15 protein-coding genes and 1 pseudogene are annotated in these 18,100 nt (G+C 64.1%); 10 read left to right on the top strand and 6 right to left on the bottom strand.

Features of this window, described 5'->3' with window-relative positions:
- Window positions 1–8: 8 nt before the first annotated feature.
- From cyoB to D6B98_RS31745, 6 genes are read left to right on the top strand one after another with little or no spacing between them, the layout of a single operon-like run.
- Window positions 9–2,006, top strand: a complete 1,998-nt coding sequence (gene cyoB / locus D6B98_RS31770; RefSeq protein WP_126260967.1) for a cytochrome o ubiquinol oxidase subunit I — start codon at window positions 9–11, stop codon at window positions 2,004–2,006.
- Window positions 2,007–2,636, top strand: coding sequence for a cytochrome o ubiquinol oxidase subunit III (gene cyoC / locus D6B98_RS31765; RefSeq protein ID WP_126260966.1), 630 nt, complete (start codon window positions 2,007–2,009; stop codon window positions 2,634–2,636).
- Complete coding sequence (cyoD, locus tag D6B98_RS31760) at window positions 2,633–3,013, top strand: cytochrome o ubiquinol oxidase subunit IV (protein WP_126260965.1); 381 nt, start codon at window positions 2,633–2,635, stop codon at window positions 3,011–3,013. Before cyoC ends, cyoD begins: the two co-directional genes overlap by 4 nt.
- On the top strand, window positions 3,010–3,873 hold the full coding sequence (locus tag D6B98_RS31755; protein ID WP_126260964.1) for an SURF1 family protein: 864 nt from the start codon (window positions 3,010–3,012) through the stop codon (window positions 3,871–3,873). The genes cyoD and D6B98_RS31755 overlap by 4 nt, the downstream gene beginning before the upstream one ends.
- Window positions 3,845–5,242: an ATP-binding protein gene (locus D6B98_RS31750; RefSeq protein ID WP_164719006.1), complete on the top strand. Its 1,398-nt coding sequence runs from the start codon at window positions 3,845–3,847 to the stop codon at window positions 5,240–5,242. Before D6B98_RS31755 ends, D6B98_RS31750 begins: the two co-directional genes overlap by 29 nt.
- Window positions 5,232–5,765, top strand: coding sequence for a response regulator transcription factor (locus D6B98_RS31745; protein ID WP_126260962.1), 534 nt, complete (start codon window positions 5,232–5,234; stop codon window positions 5,763–5,765). The genes D6B98_RS31750 and D6B98_RS31745 overlap by 11 nt, the downstream gene beginning before the upstream one ends.
- Window positions 5,766–5,792: 27 nt before the next feature.
- On the opposite strand, the gene D6B98_RS31740 is transcribed toward D6B98_RS31745, so the two are convergent.
- Window positions 5,793–6,497, bottom strand: a complete 705-nt coding sequence (locus D6B98_RS31740; protein ID WP_126260961.1) for a glutathione S-transferase family protein — start codon at window positions 6,495–6,497, stop codon at window positions 5,793–5,795.
- A gap of 108 nt (window positions 6,498–6,605) precedes the next feature.
- On the opposite strand from D6B98_RS31740, the gene D6B98_RS31735 reads away from it, so the two are divergent.
- Window positions 6,606–6,977, top strand: a complete 372-nt coding sequence (locus tag D6B98_RS31735) for a winged helix-turn-helix transcriptional regulator (RefSeq protein ID WP_126260960.1) — start codon at window positions 6,606–6,608, stop codon at window positions 6,975–6,977.
- 33 nt (window positions 6,978–7,010) lie between these two features.
- Window positions 7,011–8,399, top strand: a complete 1,389-nt coding sequence (locus tag D6B98_RS31730; protein ID WP_245481507.1) for an adenylate/guanylate cyclase domain-containing protein — start codon at window positions 7,011–7,013, stop codon at window positions 8,397–8,399.
- 92 nt (window positions 8,400–8,491) lie between these two features.
- Here the strand turns inward: D6B98_RS31730 and D6B98_RS31725 are convergent, their stop codons facing one another.
- The 5 genes and pseudogenes from D6B98_RS31725 to D6B98_RS31705 all read right to left on the bottom strand — a co-directional run bounded on the left by D6B98_RS31725 (window position 8,492) and on the right by D6B98_RS31705 (window position 15,403).
- Window positions 8,492–9,322: a CarD family transcriptional regulator gene (locus D6B98_RS31725; protein ID WP_164719005.1), complete on the bottom strand. Its 831-nt coding sequence runs from the start codon at window positions 9,320–9,322 to the stop codon at window positions 8,492–8,494.
- A 343-nt stretch (window positions 9,323–9,665) separates the two neighbouring features.
- Complete coding sequence (fdxA, locus tag D6B98_RS31720; protein ID WP_126260958.1) at window positions 9,666–10,004, bottom strand: ferredoxin FdxA; 339 nt, start codon at window positions 10,002–10,004, stop codon at window positions 9,666–9,668.
- A gap of 132 nt (window positions 10,005–10,136) precedes the next feature.
- A pseudogene (locus D6B98_RS31715) lies at window positions 10,137–10,400 on the bottom strand (RNA-binding S4 domain-containing protein); the annotation flags it as partial.
- A 10-nt stretch (window positions 10,401–10,410) separates the two neighbouring features.
- A complete protein-coding gene (locus D6B98_RS31710) occupies window positions 10,411–13,833 on the bottom strand; it encodes a helicase-related protein (protein ID WP_126260956.1) in 3,423 nt (1,140 codons plus the stop codon).
- A gap of 706 nt (window positions 13,834–14,539) precedes the next feature.
- A complete protein-coding gene (locus D6B98_RS31705; RefSeq protein ID WP_205680539.1) occupies window positions 14,540–15,403 on the bottom strand; it encodes a DUF3108 domain-containing protein in 864 nt (287 codons plus the stop codon).
- Between the two features lie 497 nt (window positions 15,404–15,900).
- Here D6B98_RS31705 and rpmB point away from each other — a divergent pair, with 497 nt between their 5' ends.
- Window positions 15,901–16,212, top strand: a complete 312-nt coding sequence (gene rpmB / locus D6B98_RS31700) for a 50S ribosomal protein L28 (RefSeq protein ID WP_126260955.1) — start codon at window positions 15,901–15,903, stop codon at window positions 16,210–16,212.
- Between the two features lie 232 nt (window positions 16,213–16,444).
- Window positions 16,445–18,028, top strand: coding sequence for an ATP-binding protein (locus tag D6B98_RS31695; protein ID WP_126260954.1), 1,584 nt, complete (start codon window positions 16,445–16,447; stop codon window positions 18,026–18,028).
- Window positions 18,029–18,100 lie beyond the last annotated feature (72 nt).

Here is an 18,100-nt window from a genome sequence, read left to right as displayed (position 1 = left end):
GAGTTCGCATGTCTCCTGATCTTCTCAAGCTCATCTTCGGCCGGCTCGGCTTCGAATCGCTGCCGCTGCACGAGCCGATCGTCGTCGGCACCTTCGTGGTGGTCGCGCTCGGAGGCGCCGCATTGCTCGGCGGCCTCACCTATTTCCGACTCTGGGGCTATCTCTGGCGCGAATGGTTCACCACGGTGGACCACAAGCGCATCGGCATCATGTACATGATCCTCGGCATCGTGATGCTGCTGCGCGGCTTTGCCGACGCGCTGATGATGCGCGGCCAGCAGATGCTCGCCTTCGGCGGCTCGGAAGGCTATCTCAACGCCCATCACTACGACCAGGTCTTCACCGCCCACGGCGTGATCATGATCTTCTTCGTGGCGATGCCGCTGGTCACGGGCCTGATGAACTACGTCGTGCCGCTGCAGATCGGCGCGCGCGACGTGTCGTTTCCGTTCCTGAACAATTTCAGCTTCTGGATGACGGTCGGCGGCGCGGTGCTGGTGATGGCCTCGCTGTTCATCGGCGAGTTCGCCCGCACCGGCTGGCTGGCCTATCCGCCGCTATCGAACATCGGCTACAGTCCCGATGTCGGCGTCGACTATTACATCTGGGCACTCCAGGTCGCCGGCGTCGGCACGACGCTGTCCGGCATCAACCTGATCTGCACCATCGTCAAGCTGCGCTGCCCCGGCATGACCATGATGAAGATGCCGGTGTTCACGTGGACCTCGCTCTGCACCAACGTCCTGATCGTCGCCTCCTTCCCGGTCCTGACCGTCGTGCTCGCGCTGCTGTCGCTCGACCGCTACGTCGGCACCAACTTCTTCACGAACGATTTCGGCGGCAGCCCGATGATGTACGTGAACCTGATCTGGATCTGGGGCCACCCCGAGGTCTACATCCTGGTTCTCCCGGCCTTCGGCATCTTCTCGGAAGTCACCTCGACCTTCTCCGGCAAGCGGCTGTTCGGCTACACCTCGATGGTCTACGCCACGGTGGTCATCACCATCCTGTCGTACCTGGTGTGGTTGCACCATTTCTTCACGATGGGCTCGGGCGCCAGCGTTAACTCGTTCTTCGGCATCACCACGATGATCATCTCGATCCCGACGGGCGCGAAGATGTTCAACTGGCTGTTCACGATGTATCGCGGCCGCATCCGCTACGAGCTGCCGATGATGTGGACCATCGCCTTCATGCTGACCTTCGTGATCGGCGGCATGACCGGCGTGCTGCTGGCGGTGCCGCCGGCCGACTTCGTGCTGCACAACAGCCTGTTCCTGATCGCGCACTTCCACAACGTGATCATCGGCGGCGTGGTGTTCGGCGCGTTCGCCGGCATCTCCTACTGGTTCCCGAAGGCGTTCGGCTTCAGGCTCGATCCGTTCTGGGGCAAGCTGTCGTTCTGGTTCTGGGTCACCGGCTTCTACCTCGCCTTCATGCCGCTCTACGTGCTCGGACTGATGGGCGTGACCCGCCGCCTGCGCGTGTTCGACGATCCGTCCCTGCAGATCTGGTTCGTCATCGCCGCGATCGGCGCCGGCCTCGTCCTGCTCGGCATCATGTGCATGCTGATGCAGTTCGCGGTCAGCTTCCTCAGGCGCGAGCAGCTCAAGGACGTCACCGGCGACCCCTGGGATGCGCGCACGCTGGAATGGGCGACCTCCTCGCCGCCGCCGGACTACAACTTCGCCTTCACCCCCGTCGTTCACGACAACGACGCGTGGTGGGACATGAAGCGCCGCGGCTACCAGCGCCCGCTCACCGGCTTCAAGCCGATCCACATGCCCAGCAGCACCGGCACCGGCATCATCCTCGCCGGCCTCGCCACCGCGATGGGCTTTGCTCTCGTCTGGTACATGTGGTGGCTGGCAGCCGCGAGCTTCATCGCGATGCTCGCCGTCGGCATCGGCCACACCTTCAACTATCACCGCGACTTCGACATTCCGGCTGAAGACGTCATCCGGACCGAGGACGCGCGCACCAAACTGCTCGCCGGAGCCAAGTAAATGACTGTCGCTGTCAATCCGTCCCAAACCGGCGAGCCGGTCTTCTACCTCGCCGACGAACATCCGCATCCGGAAGGCTGGAGCACCTCGCTCGGCTTCTGGATCTACCTGATGAGCGATTGCCTCATCTTCGCGATCCTGTTCGCCACCTTCGGCGTGCTCGGCGGCAACTACGCCGCCGGCCCGGCGCCGAAGGACCTGTTCGACCTCGATCTGGTCGCGGTGAACACCTCGATGCTGCTGTTGTCGTCGATCACCTACGGCTTTGCGATGCTGGCGATGCAGCAGAACAAGGTCGCCCAGACCCAAGTCTGGCTGGCGATCACCGGCCTGTTCGGGGCCGCGTTCATCGGCATCGAACTGTTCGAGTTCGCCCACATGATCCATGAAGGCGCCACGCCGCAGCGCAGCGCCTTCCTGTCCGCGTTCTTCACCCTGGTCGGCACCCACGGCCTGCACGTCTCCTGCGGCCTGATCTGGCTGGTGACCTTGATGGTGCAGGTCGGCAAGTTCGGCCTGATCGAGGCCAACCGCCGCCGTCTGATGTGCCTGTCGATGTTCTGGCACTTCCTCGACGTGGTCTGGATCGGCGTCTTCACCTTCGTCTATCTCCTGGGAGTTCTGCGATGAGCACCAATCATCATGCCGCCCACGCCGACGATCATCATCACGAAGGCGGCCACGCCCACGGCACGTTCTCGAGCTACATGCTCGGCTTCGTGCTCTCGGTCGTGCTGACGGCGATCCCGTTCTGGCTGGTGATGAGCGGCGCGCTGCCGAGCAAGCAGGTCACTGCGCTGGTCATCATGGCCTTCGCGGTCGTGCAAATCGTCGTGCACATGATCTACTTCCTGCACATGAACGCGACGTCCGAGAACGGCTGGACCATGATGGCCCTGATCTTCACCATCGTCATGGTGGTGATCGCGCTGTCGGGTTCGCTGTGGGTGATGAGCCACCTCAACACCAACATGATGCCCATGCACCAGATGAGCGGAATGAAGTGAGCGAGGTCAGGACCGTGACGGACAGGGAGGGCGCGCCGCTCGGCAGGGCTGCGCCGGCCCCTTCCCTGTGGCTCACGGTCCTCTCGGTTGTCGCCTTCGTCGTTCTGATCGCGCTCGGAATCTGGCAGATCGAGCGCCGCGCCTGGAAGCTGGCCCTGATCGACCGCGTCGAGCAGCGCGTCCATGCCGCAGCCCTGCCGATCCCCCCGCCCGTGTCATGGCCTGCGGTTTCCGCCGCCAACGACGAATACAGGCACGTCAGCCTCGAGGGCCGCTTCCTGCATGACCGTGAGACGCTGGTCCAGGCCGTCACCGAGGAAGGCCCCGGCTATTGGGTGCTGACGCCGCTCCGGCGCGACGACGGCACGCAGGTCCTGATCAACCGCGGCTTCGTGCCGTCGGAGCGACGTGACGCATCGACGCGCCGGAACGGCAATCCAGACGGCCAGGTCGAGATCACCGGCCTGCTCCGCATCACCGAGCCCAAAGGCGGGTTCCTGCGCAACAACGTGCCCCAGCACAACCGCTGGTACTCGCGGGATGTCGCCGCGATCGCGGCGGCCCGCGGTCTGCACGATGTCGCACCTTTCTTCGTCGATGCCGATTCCCGATCACAATCCGCTGGCGGTCCCGTCGGCGGATTGACCGTGGTGCGCTTTCCCAATAACCACCTGATCTACGCGCTGACGTGGTTTGCCCTGGCCTTCATGCTGGCCGGCAGGCTTGTCGTCACATTCGGCGGCGGGCTGTTCCGCCGCAACAGAGGCCTGAATGGCTTCGTCCACGAACCGGCCGGCGGCCCAGATGTCGCCGCGCGCAGGACGGGATCAGATGCTGGAACGATCGTCGAGCCGACCTGACAGCGGAAGCACGCCTCGCCAGGCGCTTGGCGGGATGGCCGTCACGCTGCAATCGCAGGCGGATGCGCGCAGCGAACTGATCGGCGCTACGCCGACCGACGACGAGACCAATCGCAAGAACATGGCGCTGCTGATCCAGCTGCGCTGGACCGCGGTGGTCGGCCAGATCGTGACCATCGGCGCCGTGCATTTCGGCCTCGGCATCCCCCTGCCGCTGGAGCGGATGGGCGCGGTGATCGGCGCGCTGGTTCTGCTCAACGTCTCCAGCCTGATCTGGGTGCGCCATCGCGCCGCGATCACCAACAACGAGCTGCTGGTCGCCTTGATGCTGGACGTGGCCGCGCTGACCGCGCAGCTCTATCTCAGCGGCGGCGCCACGAACCCCTTCACCTCGCTGTTCCTACTCCAGGTGACGCTCGGCGCGGTGCTGCTCGATGCCCGCTCAACCTGGTCACTGGTGGCGCTGACCTGCGCCAGTTTTGTCTGGCTGACCCTGGCGTACCGGCCGCTGGATCTGCCGCCCAACCCATTGAGCGAGACCTATACCCTCACCGTCCTCGGCATGCTGCTCGGCTTCGTTCTCAACGCCGTGCTGCTGGTCGTGTTCGTCACCCGCATCAACAGGAATTTGCGCGAGCGCGACGCGCATCTGGCGGCGCTGCGCCAGCATGCCGCCGAGCAGGACCACATCGTGCGCATGGGCCTGCTTGCCTCCGGCGCGGCCCATGAGCTCGGCACGCCGCTCGCCTCGCTCTCGGTCATCCTCAGCGATTGGCGCCGCATGCCGGATCTTGCCAGCGACCAGGAGCTCGCCGAGGATCTCGCGGAGATGGAGACCTCGCTGCAGCGCTGCAAGTCGATCGTGACGGGCATTCTGGTCTCGGCCGGCGAAGCGCGCGGCGAAGGCTCGTCGCCGACCACGGTGACGGCCTTCGTGACCGCCCTGGTTGACGAATGGCGCAACGCGCGCTCGGCACGGACGCTCTACTTCGTCAACACGTTCGGCGCGGACGTTGCCATCGTCTCCGACATCGCCTTGAAGCAGGTGATCTTCAACGTGCTCGACAACGCCTATGAGGTCTCGCGCGACTGGGTCGAGCTCGTGGCCGAGCGCGAGGGCGACAACCTCGTGCTGTCGATCTCTGACCGCGGCCCCGGCTTTGCGCTGGAGATGCTGGCGCAGCTCGGAAAGCCCTATCACTCCAGCAAGGGCCGCGCCGGCGGCGGGCTCGGCCTGTTCCTTGTGGTCAACGTCGTGCGCAAGCTTGGGGGCAGCGTCACTGCGGAAAATCACAGGAAGCGCGGCGCCACGGTCCGCCTGACGCTGCCGCTGGCAACGCTGGCGATCGGAGGGAATTTTGACGCCTGACCGTTCGCTCATTGTCGTCGAGGACGATGCCGGCTTCGCGCGCACGCTGAAGCGCTCGTTCGAGCGCCGCGGCTATGACGTCGTGCTGGCCGCCTCGATCGAGGAGGTGCGCCAGGTGCTGGAGGAGCGCTCCTTCGGCCATGCCGTGGTCGATCTCAAGCTCGGTGGCGCCTCGGGCCTCGCCTGCGTCGAGCTGCTGCACACACACGACCCCGACACGCTGATCGTGGTGCTCACGGGCTTTGCCAGCATCTCGACTGCCGTGGAGGCCATCAAATTGGGCGCCTGCCATTATCTCGCAAAGCCCTCGAACACGGACGACATCGAAGCCGCCTTCACCAAGGCCGTGGGGAACACCGAGGTCGCACTCGACGCACGGCCGACCTCGATCAAGACGCTGGAATGGGAGCGCATCCACCAGACCCTGATCGAGACCGACTTCAACATCTCGGAAGCGGCACGGCGGCTCGGCATGCACCGGCGGACGCTGGCAAGGAAGCTCGAGAAGCGGCCGGTGAAGTAGGAGCGCGTCGAGGCTCCTCCTGCTTCCCTATTTGCCGAATTGCGCAATCAATTCGGCCAGCGCGACGTGGCCGGTGCACGATCCCGTTCCCGGATCAGAGTCGCCGTCCTCCAGAGCGGTGGCGTAGAGGATCGCGGGATCGGCTTCGAGGCGAGCTCGCAGCGCCGCCAGCTTCGGCCAGCGGCTCCTCTCCGCGACCGCGTGGAAGTCGAGCCAGCGCGCGACGCCGACGAGCACGGCGTCGGCAAGGGTCGGCCGCTCCCCGAGCAGGAATTGCCGTGATTCGATCATCGCTTCGAGCTTGTCATGGCGCTCGATGACCCTTCCTATGCCAAAGGCCCGCAGGGTTGACTTCGCGGCGGGCTCCATCGCTTCGGCTTCCAATGCGGCCCACAGCGGCGCGAAGGCGGCGGTGAAACCGGTATTCACGAACGCCATGAGCTGATGCATGCGATCGGCCTGCCGCGACAGCGGATCGAAGCTGATGCGCCGCTCGACGTCCCTGGCCTCTAACCAGGCCGCGATCGCCATCGTTTCCGTCAGCACCTCGCCCTGCTCGGTGATGAAGACCGGCGTCTCATGTCGCGGATTGATGCGGGCGTATGACGGGTCTCGCATCTCGCCCATCATATCGACCCGGCACAGCCGATATGGCTTGCCCAGCCATTCGAGAGCCGCAACGAGCCCCATGGAGCTTCCCTTCGGGAAGCCGTAGAGTAGAATTGGGTCCATGATCCATTCTCCGTGATGTCTGATGATCACGCTGCGCAGCGGTGATGCGACCCTAGTCGCTCGCCGCATCAAGTAAATTACGAACTTTTTTGTAACCTGGAGGCGCCGATGAAGGATCTCGTTTCGAGATGTCCCATCGAGGAAGTGATGCAGATTCTGAGCGGTCGCTGGCCGACGCTGCTGATCTACTATTTGAAGCAGGGCACCAAGCGCTTCAGCGACTTGCGCCGCGACAATCCGACCATCTCACACAGGATGCTCGCGCTCGAGCTTCGCAAGCTGGAGGACGCCGGTATCGTCAGCCGCACGGAATTCGGCGGATATCCGCTGCGCGTGGAGTACGATCTGACGGCCGCCGGTCACGCGCTCGTGCCGTTGATCGATGCCTTGGGAGACTGGGGGGCGTCGGTTGCGGCCACGACTGACAGAGAAGACCGTCGGGGTGAAATCGTCACCTCGGCAAGGACCCAGCGGACTTGAAGCGAAGGCCCAGGTAAGGAGACCGCCGTGACAATGCTCGTCGAGCGCTTCAACCTTCCGGCTGCCCTTTCGCCCGCGCCGAGCAAGCGCGACGCCGAAACAGTTCAGTTCGCACAAGCCGCGCTGACATCCGCCAAGCGGGAGGGCCTGCAACTCGCGGTGCGAGCGCGCTATGTTGCCCTCGTCGTCATTGGCTGCCTGCTGCTGGTGATCAACCCGGCCTGGGAGCAGCTCTATTACGTGGCGCTGCTCGGCTTGTTCGCACTGATCGGCTGGGCCCAGGTCAGGGTTGGGCGGGTGGGCGTGTCATGGCCGGAATTGGCACTCCTGTTTTGCGACTTGGCGCTGCTCACGTGCCTCATCGTGGTTCCCAATCCGTTCGGAGCCTCGCACTGGCCGGTCGCGATGCAGTACCATTTCGGCAACTTCATCTATTTCTTCGTACTGCTCGCAGGCGCCACACTGGCCTATACTTGGCGAACCGTGATTGCGGTCGGCGTGTGGACGGCTGCGCTCTGGATGATCGGCATGGCCTGGGTCTGGTGGCAACCCGATCGCGATCCCGCGCTGACGGCCCGCATCGCAGCCGCAGCAGGCAGCGATCAGCACTTGTTGACGATGATCTCGCCCAACGCGATCGTGTTCCACGTTCGCATCCAGGAGATCGTCGTATTCATGATCGTGGCCATGACCTTGGCGCTCGCGGTCCGCCGCAGCAACGACCTCTTGGTCCGGCATGCCGCGGTGGAGCGCGAGCGCGGCAACCTCGCACGCTACTTCTCGCCCAATGTCGTGGCGGAATTGTCGAAGCAGGACGAGCCGTTGAAGCAGGTGCGCACGCAACACGTCGCGGTGCTGTTCGTCGACATCGTCGGCTTCACGACCTTTGCCGATGCGCGCTCGCCGCAGGAGGTTGTGCGGACGTTGCGGGAATTCCACGGATTGATGGAGCAGGAGGTCTTCCGCCATAGCGGCACGCTCGACAAATATCTCGGGGACGGATTGATGGCGACGTTCGGCACACCCTTCGCGGGCGAGCACGACGCCAGCAACGCGCTGCGATGTGCGCAGGCAATGATCGCGGCGGCGGACGGTTGGAACGATCGGCGGGCAGCGTCAGGCGAGCCACCTCTTCATGTGAGCTTTGGCTTGCATTACGGGCCGGTGGTGCTCGGCGACATCGGACAGACCTGTCTGGAATTCGCGGTGATCGGCGCGACCGTCAACGTGGCAAGCCGTCTCGAAGCCTTGACCCGCACCTTCGATTGCGCGCTGGTGGCAAGTGACGACCTCGTCAGCCAGGCGAAGGCCGAGCTTGGCGACGCAGCCGCAACGCTTCAGTCATTGGAAGCGCGAGAGCCGCGGGCGGTCCGCGGTATTCAGCAGCCGATCTCGATTTGGACCCAGCCGCGCGGCGCGTAGAGCCGAACTCCCCCGCTGCGTCAGGACGCCAAGCAAAAAAAACCCGGCCGAACGGCCGGGCTTTTGATCGCTTGCGCTCGATACGAAGCGGCTTACGCGGCCTCGTCGGCGACGGTGGTGTCGTCGCCATCGGTATCGTCGGTATCGCCCTCGGCATCGGCTTCGCCCTCGGCGGCTTCCGCCTTGGCGTTGCGGCGCGGGCTCTTGGCGAGCTGGGCCTCGATCTCCTTGACCGCTTCGGTCTCGGTCGAGTGCTGCACCACGGCGATCTCGCGGGACAGACGGTCGAGCGCCGCTTCATAGAGCTGGCGTTCGGAGTAGGACTGCTCCGGCTGCGATTCCGAGCGATAGAGGTCGCGCACGACTTCCGCGATCGCGACGATGTCACCCGAATTGATCTTCGCTTCGTATTCCTGGGCGCGGCGCGACCACATGGTGCGCTTGACGCGGGCGCGGCCCTTGAGCGTCTCCAGCGCCTTCTTCACCAGCGCCGGCTCGGACAGCTTGCGCATGCCGACATTGGCGACCTTGGCGGTCGGCACGCGCAGCGTCATCTTGTCCTTGATAAAGTTGATGACGAACAGCTCGAGCTTCGCACCGGCGATCTCCTGCTCCTCGATGGCCAGGATCTGGCCGACGCCGTGAGCGGGATAGACGACGAATTCATTGGCCTTGAAGCCCTGGCGCTGGGTCACGACCTTCTTTTCCTCGACCTTCGGCGCAGCAGCGGGCTTGGCGGCCGGCTTGGCAGCGACGGGAGCCTTGGCAGGCGCAGCAGCAACGGGAGCCTTCGGCGCGGCGGGCTTGGCAGCGGGGGCCTTGACGGCAGCAGGCTTGGCAGTCCCAGGCTTTGCAGTCACAGACTTGGCAGCAGGCTTGGCAGCGGTCGCTTTCGCGGCCGGTTTGGCAGTCTTGTTAGGCATTGCGCTTCTTTTGTTCTTCGAGGACTTTGCAGCCGGCGCCTTCGTCGCGGTCCGACCCTTGGATGCGCTACGGCTGGCCGCGGCGACTTTTTTGGCCTCCTTATGGGAAGCCCTCGCTGAAGTACTCTTTTTACGCGTTTTCTGTGACACAGCCTGCGCGCGGAAACTGCCACGCCCCTGTTCGACATTGGTTTCACGGGAACCCAGAGGGGCCAAGGGGGCTGACGGGGTTCGGCTTAATGTGCCCAATATAGCACATTTCCCGCAAAAATCAATGATTTAGGGGTCTTCAGGGCTGGTTTTCGGCGTCGGCGCCGCTATTAGGGTTAAGTTTGAGCCCGATTTAGTCGCCGGAGCCGGGGTTCGGGGAAAAATATTTCTCGAACTTGCCTTCCATGCCGTCGAATTCCTTGGCGTCGCCAGGTGATTCCTTCTTCTGGGTGATGTTCGGCCAGCTCTTGGCGTAGTCGGCGTTGACCTGGAGCCACTTTTCCAGGCCCGGTTCCGTATCCGGCTTGATGGCGTCGGCGGGGCATTCCGGCTCGCACACGCCGCAATCGATGCATTCGTCCGGGTGGATGACCAGCATGTTGTCACCCTCGTAGAAGCAGTCGACCGGGCAGACCTCGACGCAGTCGGTGTACTTGCACTTGATGCAGTTTTCAGTGACGACGTAAGTCATCCAACGCTCCGAAAAGCTCTTTTAGAAGTCGCGGCTTGCCTAGCGCGGATGGCCCGGCGCCGCAAGGTCGGGAAGGCCCGATCATGACGGCTTTGCGTGTTTGATCGACCAAGAAATGAATAAGACGCGCAATTAATTGCGCATCCCGAGCTCCTCGTAGAGCACCCGTGCCGAGGCCGCATCGCCGCGGCGTTCGCTAAAGCTTGTCACTCTCAACACGCGCACCGTGCGGTCGAGCGCGATGGTGAGCACGTCGCCGACCTTGACCGCATGCCCCGGCGAGGTCTCGCGGGTGCCGTTGATGCGGACATGCCCGCTGACGACGAGTTCGGCCGCGGAGCTGCGCGCCTTCACCACCCGCGCGTGCCACAGCCATTTGTCGAGGCGCTGCCGCTCGGTCGTGGGATCACTCCTTGCGGCCGGACAGCTGTTCTTTCAGCGCAGCGAGCTTGGCGAACGGCGAGTTCGGATCAACGGGCCGATCGCGCTCGCGCGGATTCGCGCTCGAGGCATAGGGGCGCAGCGACGGACCGCCCTGGCGGTCGCGGCCCTTGTCGCGGTCGCGGCCACGGTTGTCGCGGCCCTTGTCGCGATCGCCGCCGAACTTGCCCTTGTTTCGATCGCGATCCTTGTTGTCGCGATCCTTGCCCTCGAAGCGGCGGCTCTTGTCGTCGCGCCCCTCGGGACGCGGCGCGCCTTCGCCGCCGCCTTCGCGCGGCTTGCGGAAGTCTCTGCCGCCGTCCCTGCGATGGCCGCCGTGACGATGGCCCGGCTTCGCGCCTTCGGCGGCTTCGCCGGGCGCGGCGCTCGCTGCGCCGGCCTCGGCACCGGCCTGCGGACGCGGCTGATGGTGACGCTGGTGCCGATGGCGCTCGTGGCGCGGCTTGCGGTCCTCGTGACGGCCGCCGGGACGCCAGACTTCGACCAGCTCGGGCTCGGCGGACGTGGCCGCGGCCTCAGGCGCGGCAGCGTCGGGCGATGCGGCGGCTTCCGTTGCGGCGGCTTCGGCGGCAGCAGCCTCGAGGCCGGCGGCCTCCGGGGACGCGGCGGGCTCTTCCGCCGGCGGCGCAATGCCGGGGGCGTCTTCGGGCGTGACGGGCGCCTCGGCGGAGGCTTCCGGCGCCGGCTCGGCGTCGTGGGCCTGCTCGTCCTGCGGCTCGATGCCGGGAGCATCTTCGACGGTGACGGCTTCAGCGGCCGCTTCGGTGGATGCGGCCGGCGCCTCGGGCAGGCCGGCAACGGCCTCCGAGGCGGTCTCGGTCGAGCTCTCGGCGCTGCCTTCGACCGGCGGCGTCTCTGCCGCGACCGTTTCGGTCACGACCTGCTCTGCCACGACGGGCTTCGGCGGCAGCGGCGGACGCTTCTCCATGCGATAGCCGAGCGCGCGCAGCACCGAGGCAAAATCTTCGCCGGCGGATCCGGTGAGCGAGGTCATCGCCTGCGTGACGACGAAGCTGCGGCCGTCGAAGGCGCCGGCCGGCTTCTCGCCGGACGCGTTCTCGCGCCAGGCCAGCGCCGGGCGGATCAGATCGGCCAGACGCTCCAAAATGTCGACGCGCACGGCGCGCTCGCCGGCCTGCTTGTAGCCGAGCACACGATAGGCATCGCGCGGCAGCGCCTTGTCGACCGGGAACGAGGTGCGCCCCGAGGAGGCCAGATGCTGCGCGCCCGACAGCGAGGACAGATCGACATTGTCCTGCTTCAGCGCCCAGAGCAGCGCCGCGAGCGCGCGCGCGGCGGGCTTGAGCAGGCCGGGGAAATAGATGTGATAGGCGCCGAAACGGACGCCGTACTTGCGCAGCACCGCGCGCGAGGACTGGTCGAGGTCCTTCAGCTCGCTCGCGATTCTGGGACGCTCGAGCACGCCGAGGGCCTCGACGAGCTGAAAGGCGATGCCGCGGGCGATGCCGGTGACGTCCTCGGCCTTGGAGAGGTCGAACATCGGCCCGAGCAGCTTCTCGATATGGGTCTTGAGCCAGAGCTCGAGCCGCGCCTGCACCTTGTCGCGGGGGGCGCCGGTCAGGCGCTCGTCGGAGATGATGCGGATGCGCGGATGCAGCGCGTCCTCTGCGGCAGACAGCCGCGCCACGGCATCGCCGGTCCAGCGGATGATGCCTTCCGAGGTCAGCACGAACTGGTCGTCCGGCGCGTTGCCGAGCCGTTCGGCGCGCGTGTTGATCTCGCCGGCGAGCACCGCTTGCGCTGCAGCCTGCAAGGCTTTCGCATCGGAGCCTGCTTCCGCCGCATCCGGTGCAAAGGTGAAGCCGTCGAGGCGGCCGATGACATGGCCTTCGACGATGACTTCGCCGGTCTTGCCGATTTCAGTATTCAAGCTCGTGTTCTCCCGCAGGCGGCGCATCAATACACTGGTCCGGCGATCAACGAAACGCTCAGTCAAGCGTTCATGGAGCGCATCCGATAATTTATTTTCGACTTCCCGCGTGATTCCCTGCCAGCGATCGGGGTCTTTCAGCCAATCCGGGCGGTTGGCGACGAAGGTCCAGGTGCGAATCTGCGCGATCCGGGCCGACAGCGTGTCGATATCGCCGTCGATGCGGTCGGCCTGGGTGACCTGGGCTTCATACCAGGCGTCGGGAATGCAGCCCTTCCGCATCAGGAAGCCGTAAAGCGTCGTCACCAGCTCGGCATGGGCGGCCGGCGACAGTTTCCGGTAGTCGGGGACCTGGCAGGCCTCCCACAGCCGTTCCACCGCGATCTTGCCATGCGCGATATCGCGCACCTCGACGTCGCGGGCGGCATGGTCGAGCACGCGCATGTCCTCGGCGATCGGCGCGCGCGTCAGCGCCTCATGGCCGGGGGCGAGATTGAGCGACACCTGCAGCGCGCCGAGCGAGGAGAAATCCAGCTTCGAATTGCGCCATTGCAGCATCTTCACGGCATCGAAGGTGTGGTTCTGCAGCGCGTTGACGAGCTCGGGCTCGAACGGCGCGCAGCGCCCCGTGGTGCCGAACGTGCCGTTGCGGGTGGCGCGGCCGGCGCGGCCGGCGATCTGCGCGAATTCGGACGGCGTCAGGCGGCGGAACTGATAGCCGTCGAACTTGCGGTCGGAGGCAAAGGCGACGTGGTCGACGTCGAGATTGAGGCCCATGCCGACCGCGTCGGTGGCGACGAGGTAATCGACGTCGCCGTTCTGGAACATCTCGACCTGCGCGTTGCGCGTGCGCGGCGAGAGCGAGCCTAGAACAACAGCAGCGCCGCCATGCTGACGGCGGATCAGCTCGGCGATGGCGTAGACTTCATCGGCCGAGAACGCGACGATGGCGGTGCGGCGCGGCTGGCGCGTGATCTTGCGGTCGCCGGCGAATTCGAGCTGCGACAGCCTGGGACGCGTGATCATGGAGACGCCGGGCAACAACCGCTCGATGATCGGGCGCATGGTGGCAGCGCCCAGCAGCAGCGTCTCGTCACGGCCGCGGCGGTTGAGGATGCGATCGGTGAAGACGTGGCCGCGCTCGAGATCGGAGGCGATCTGCACCTCGTCGACGGCGAGGAAGGAGAGATCGAGGTCGCGCGGCATCGCCTCGACCGTCGAGACCCAATAGCGCGGGTTCTTCGGCTTGATCTTCTCCTCGCCGGTGACGAGCGCGACCGCCTCAACGCCGACCCTTGCGGCGATCTTGTTGTAGACCTCGCGCGCGAGCAGGCGCAGCGGCAGGCCGATCATGCCCGAGGGATGCGCGAGCATCCGCTCGATGGCGAGATGGGTCTTGCCGGTGTTGGTCGGCCCGAGCACCGCGGTGACGCCAGCGCCAGGCACGCGATCAGACGCTGCGCGCTCGGAAGCGAAGGGGGAGGAGGAAAAAGCCATGTCTGAGGGATTAGGTAGTGGCGATTTGGGCGAATGTCAGTGCCGGATTGGGGCGGGGGCGGGATTGGTCCTTGCTCCTCATCCTGAGGAGCGCGTCAGCGCGTCTCGAAGGATGAAGGCCCCGCTGCTGCCGCCGGGCAAGCCAAGCCCCTCGCCCTTCGAGACGGCCGCTGGGGCGGCCTCCTCAGGGTGAGGGGCACACCGAAGGCGTGGACACACCCTCCCCAAACCTCCCGCAACTGTCTCACTTTGCGACGCTTTTCCTGTCGGTCTTAAGCTTCGGAACGACTCTAGAACGAATCGCGGCCGAATCGCTGACTCCAGATTGAGTCCCGTTCCGTTCACGCAACATGTCGCGGGAGTCTTGTCGGCGACGACTAGATGGAGTTTTCGGCCGCCGTACAAGTGACGTTTCGAGGGCGGAAAGCCTTAAGTTGGGGACGGCGCGGAGTCGAATCAGAATCGGGGAGGAGTCAAATGGATTCCCCCCACGCATGCCTCCCCCACTCATTTTCGCGAAAACAACCCCATGCACAGTAGGGATGTGATTGAAATCATGAGGTTTTATTTCAGCAAAATGCTCCCGTCATTCCGGGGCGCGACGCAGTCGCGAACCCGGAATCCATCGGACCGCAGAGACGGTGGCGCGATGGATTCCGGGCTCGCGCCAAGAGGCGCGCCCCGGAATGACGGCGGTGGGTAGCCGCTACTGCGTCTTCGCCACTCTCGGCGGCTGGGGGGTGGTGATGAAGCTCGTCGCCTCCAGCATGGCCGGCCCGAGCGGCGTCGGCACTTTCAGCCAGAACGGCACCAGGATGCGGGTGCCCGCCACCGGGGCGAAGGCGATCTCGATGTTGCGCTGGGCGGCGAGGTATTTGATCACGGGGCGGTCGGGGATGTAGCCCGCGACGGGCACGAAATACAGCGAGCAGACCACGACCGGGCCGCGATAGCCCTTTTCCGCCTTCACGGTCTCCATGCGCTTGAAATCGAGCTTGAGGTCGTAGCGCATGCGGCCGTCGAACACCGGGGCCGAGTTGTGGCAGGCCTCCGGCGTAACAGGATCGCCATTGCCGGGCACGCGCAGCAGCGAGGCCGTCATCGGGTCCCAGACGCCGCGGCGATGGGCGTCGGTGACGACGATGCGGTCGGGGTCGACCGGCGGCTCCGGTGAAATCGCAAAATCCTTCACATTGCCCTTGTCGAGCGTGATGCGGATCTCTTCGGTCTTCTTCTGCGTGGTGGTGGAGGCCTGGTAGCCGGTCGCAACCAGCGCGCCGTTGACGACGCGGCCCTGCGAGGCGCCGGTGCCGGAGCCGCCGGTGAACGACTTCAGCAGGCCCGTGGTGCCGCCGGCGGCAGCCGCCGAAAACACGTCGTCCTGGATATCGATGTTCCAGCCGCCCTTGCCGACCGGAATGCCCGACAGCGAGGCCTCATATTGCGCCTCGAGCTTGCCCTGCGCCGCCGCGGGCACCGCGCCCCACACCACGCCCAAGCCGCAAAACGCCGCCAGCCAGCCGGCCAGGCGCGGCCGCAGGGAGCGCGATATGGGCGCAGAAAAGGGCATTATGAGCACGAAACAATCCAATCGGGCCGCGATGCGCTGTTACTTAAGCCAAAAACCGCGGCAAACAATGTGTCCGGGCCTATCAAACCGGGAACTCCACCGGACTCTTCAAGCGCGAATACGCCCTTTATATGATGGTAAGGCGCGACAAACATTGCCGTTTTGGTGATCGGGCGGCCGCCGCGGGCTCCGAAACCTCTCCCGCTTGCGGGAGAGGTCGCGCGAAGCGCGGGTGAGGGCTTTCTCCTCTGGGGGACAACACCCGTGATGACGTTTGGCCCCCCAGAGGAAAGAGCCCTCTCCCCAACCCTCCCCCGCTTGCGGGGGAGGGAGCGCACTGCCCGGGCGGCTCCAAAAGACCGCCCAAAACCTTGACTGCCCGCCCCTTCCCCCCTATACGTCCGCCCGCTCCCTGCAAGGACGAAAGAATTTGCCCCCGTGGCGCCCTCAATTGGCGGCCGCATTCGTTGGGGGTTCGAACTATAAGGATTTCTACCATGTCTCGCCGCTGCGAACTGACGGCCAAGGGCCCCCTCGTCGGCCACAAGGTCAGCCACTCCAACATCAAGACCAAGCGCCGCTTCCTGCCGAACCTCGTCAACGTGACGTTCATCTCGGAAGCCCTGGAGCGCAACGTGCGCCTGCGCGTCTCCACCAACGCGGTGAAGAGCGTCGACCACAATGGCGGCCTCGACGCCTTCCTGCTCAAGGCCAACGCCGACGCCCTGTCGCCGCGTGCCCTCGAGCTGAAGCGCGCCATCCAGAAGAAGGTCGGCCCGACCGCCGCGCCGGCGAAGAAGGCCAGCTAAGAGTTTTACCGTCAGGGCGGGGGCTAAGTTGCGTCGCGTGGCGTAGGCTTAGCCGAGTAGAGTTTGAGTAGCGGCCGGATCGGAAGATCCGGCCGTTTTTGTTTTGGGGGATTGGCGCAACCCAAAGAGCTCACATTAATTTCTACTGCAAATAGAACTGAATCGGTATCGCCCTACGCAGCTTGCGTTTGCGACTCGGATAACTTGCGGTTGCAAGGTTTCGGAGTCAGGCATGACCAATTCACCGACGAATTCTCGCCCCTTACATCTGCAGACCGTGGAAAGCCTCTTCGCCGAATTGATCGGCGGCTCTGGTGTCCTAGTCGGTGAAAACGAGAGTGAGTTCCGGCTCAACAATCTGGACAGCCGCTCTCTTCTCAATTGGTACCGCTTGAACCAAACAAAATGGGCGGGAAACGTCATGGCGGCGGACGTGGAAGCCATGGTATCGGCCATGACGACCTCGCCCCCCCAACTGCCGATCCCGGCGGTAAATGCGCAACAGGCACGCAGACGGCTAGCTATTGTAAAGATCGTAGCCCACCGCTTCGCCGGTGTTCATGCATATGGGACTGCTGACGAGCCCCCACCCGACCTCGTTTTTAAGCCCCGGGCGCCGATTACCCTGTTCGAAGGATGGAACGGCGCGGGCAAAACCTCGCTTCTAAATACTATCATCTGGTGTTTGACGGGACAGGTCCTGCGCCCCCAACGCCAACCAGAGGCTGGGCAACTGGAGTTTAGCGGCTCATTTAGCAGATCATCGGAGAACGGGGACGAGGAAGTTACGCTGCATGCCCTCACTCCAGTTACTCCTCTTCCCGATCCCGCAACCTACGTGCCACCAATCAACCAACCCGTACCTGTAGACAGTTGGGTTGAGATCACTTTCAGGGATCAGGATGGGAATGAATTGCCTGTGCGGCGAACGCAGATGCGCACGTCCAAAGGCAAAATATCTGAGGTAACTTCTGGCATCGATGCGCTCAACGTTGATCCGATTTCCTTAAGAATCGGGACAATAATGCCCGCCATGCTTCAATTTCTGAGAATTGGCGCCACGTCTGATCTTGGGCTCGCCGCAGCGCGGCTGACAGGCCTTTCTGAAGTCTCCAGCCTTGCGAAGCACGCTGCTAAGGCGCGCGAGCGCCTCTCAAGTGAACTACAAAAGAAGCGCGAGCAGGAGATTGACGAAGACGACAGGCAGTTCGTTGAGGCGAAAAGCGATCTTCAAAAGCAAATTGACGCGTATCCCGCAATGAAGCCGTTGGATGACTTGCCCGGTCCATCTAACGATCGCGCTTTGGAGATGAAACTCTCAAGCCTCGAAACTCATTTCAACACGCTAAAGGCAAACGCGCTCACCGCGGCTCAATCGATCTTGGGAATAAACTTTGATCCCAATGAAAGGGAGGCGCGGACTAACCTTGAGGCAAGCATTGGACCGGCCTTAGGACAGCTGAAGTCCATGCAACAACTCCCAAGTGTCAGGCGTTCACGTGAACTGTCCGCACTAAGCGAAGCTGATTGGAAACTTGTCGACGACCTAAGTGCCCAAATATGGAATGAAGGTGCCGTACTCGGCGAATTATCTGCAACTCCCGACCTAGGAAAGCGCCGACAGCTATATGCTCGCGTCGCAAGTTGGTTACACGACTATGGTGACCACGATAGTTCTTCGTGCGCAATTTGTAGCCGCCCGCTTAGCGGCATCCTTGATCCGGTAACAAACCGTCCCGTTTCCGATCACATACTAGAGATGAACGAAGCAGACCAGCAGCTTCTGTCTCTAACTCAAAAAGCTTGGGTAGACTGAGCTGGTCCCGCAAATCTGAACAGCGCGATAAGTGGAGTTTCTGCCTGACGGCGGGCAAGATTGACCCGCGAA

The sequence above is a fragment of the Bradyrhizobium sp. LVM 105 genome (assembly GCF_003957705.1).
In the GTDB taxonomy this organism is placed as follows: Bacteria; Pseudomonadota; Alphaproteobacteria; order Rhizobiales; family Xanthobacteraceae; genus Bradyrhizobium; species Bradyrhizobium frederickii.
The sequence above is the reverse complement of the archived record's forward strand: the minus strand, read 5'-3'. Positions and strand labels throughout refer to the sequence as shown.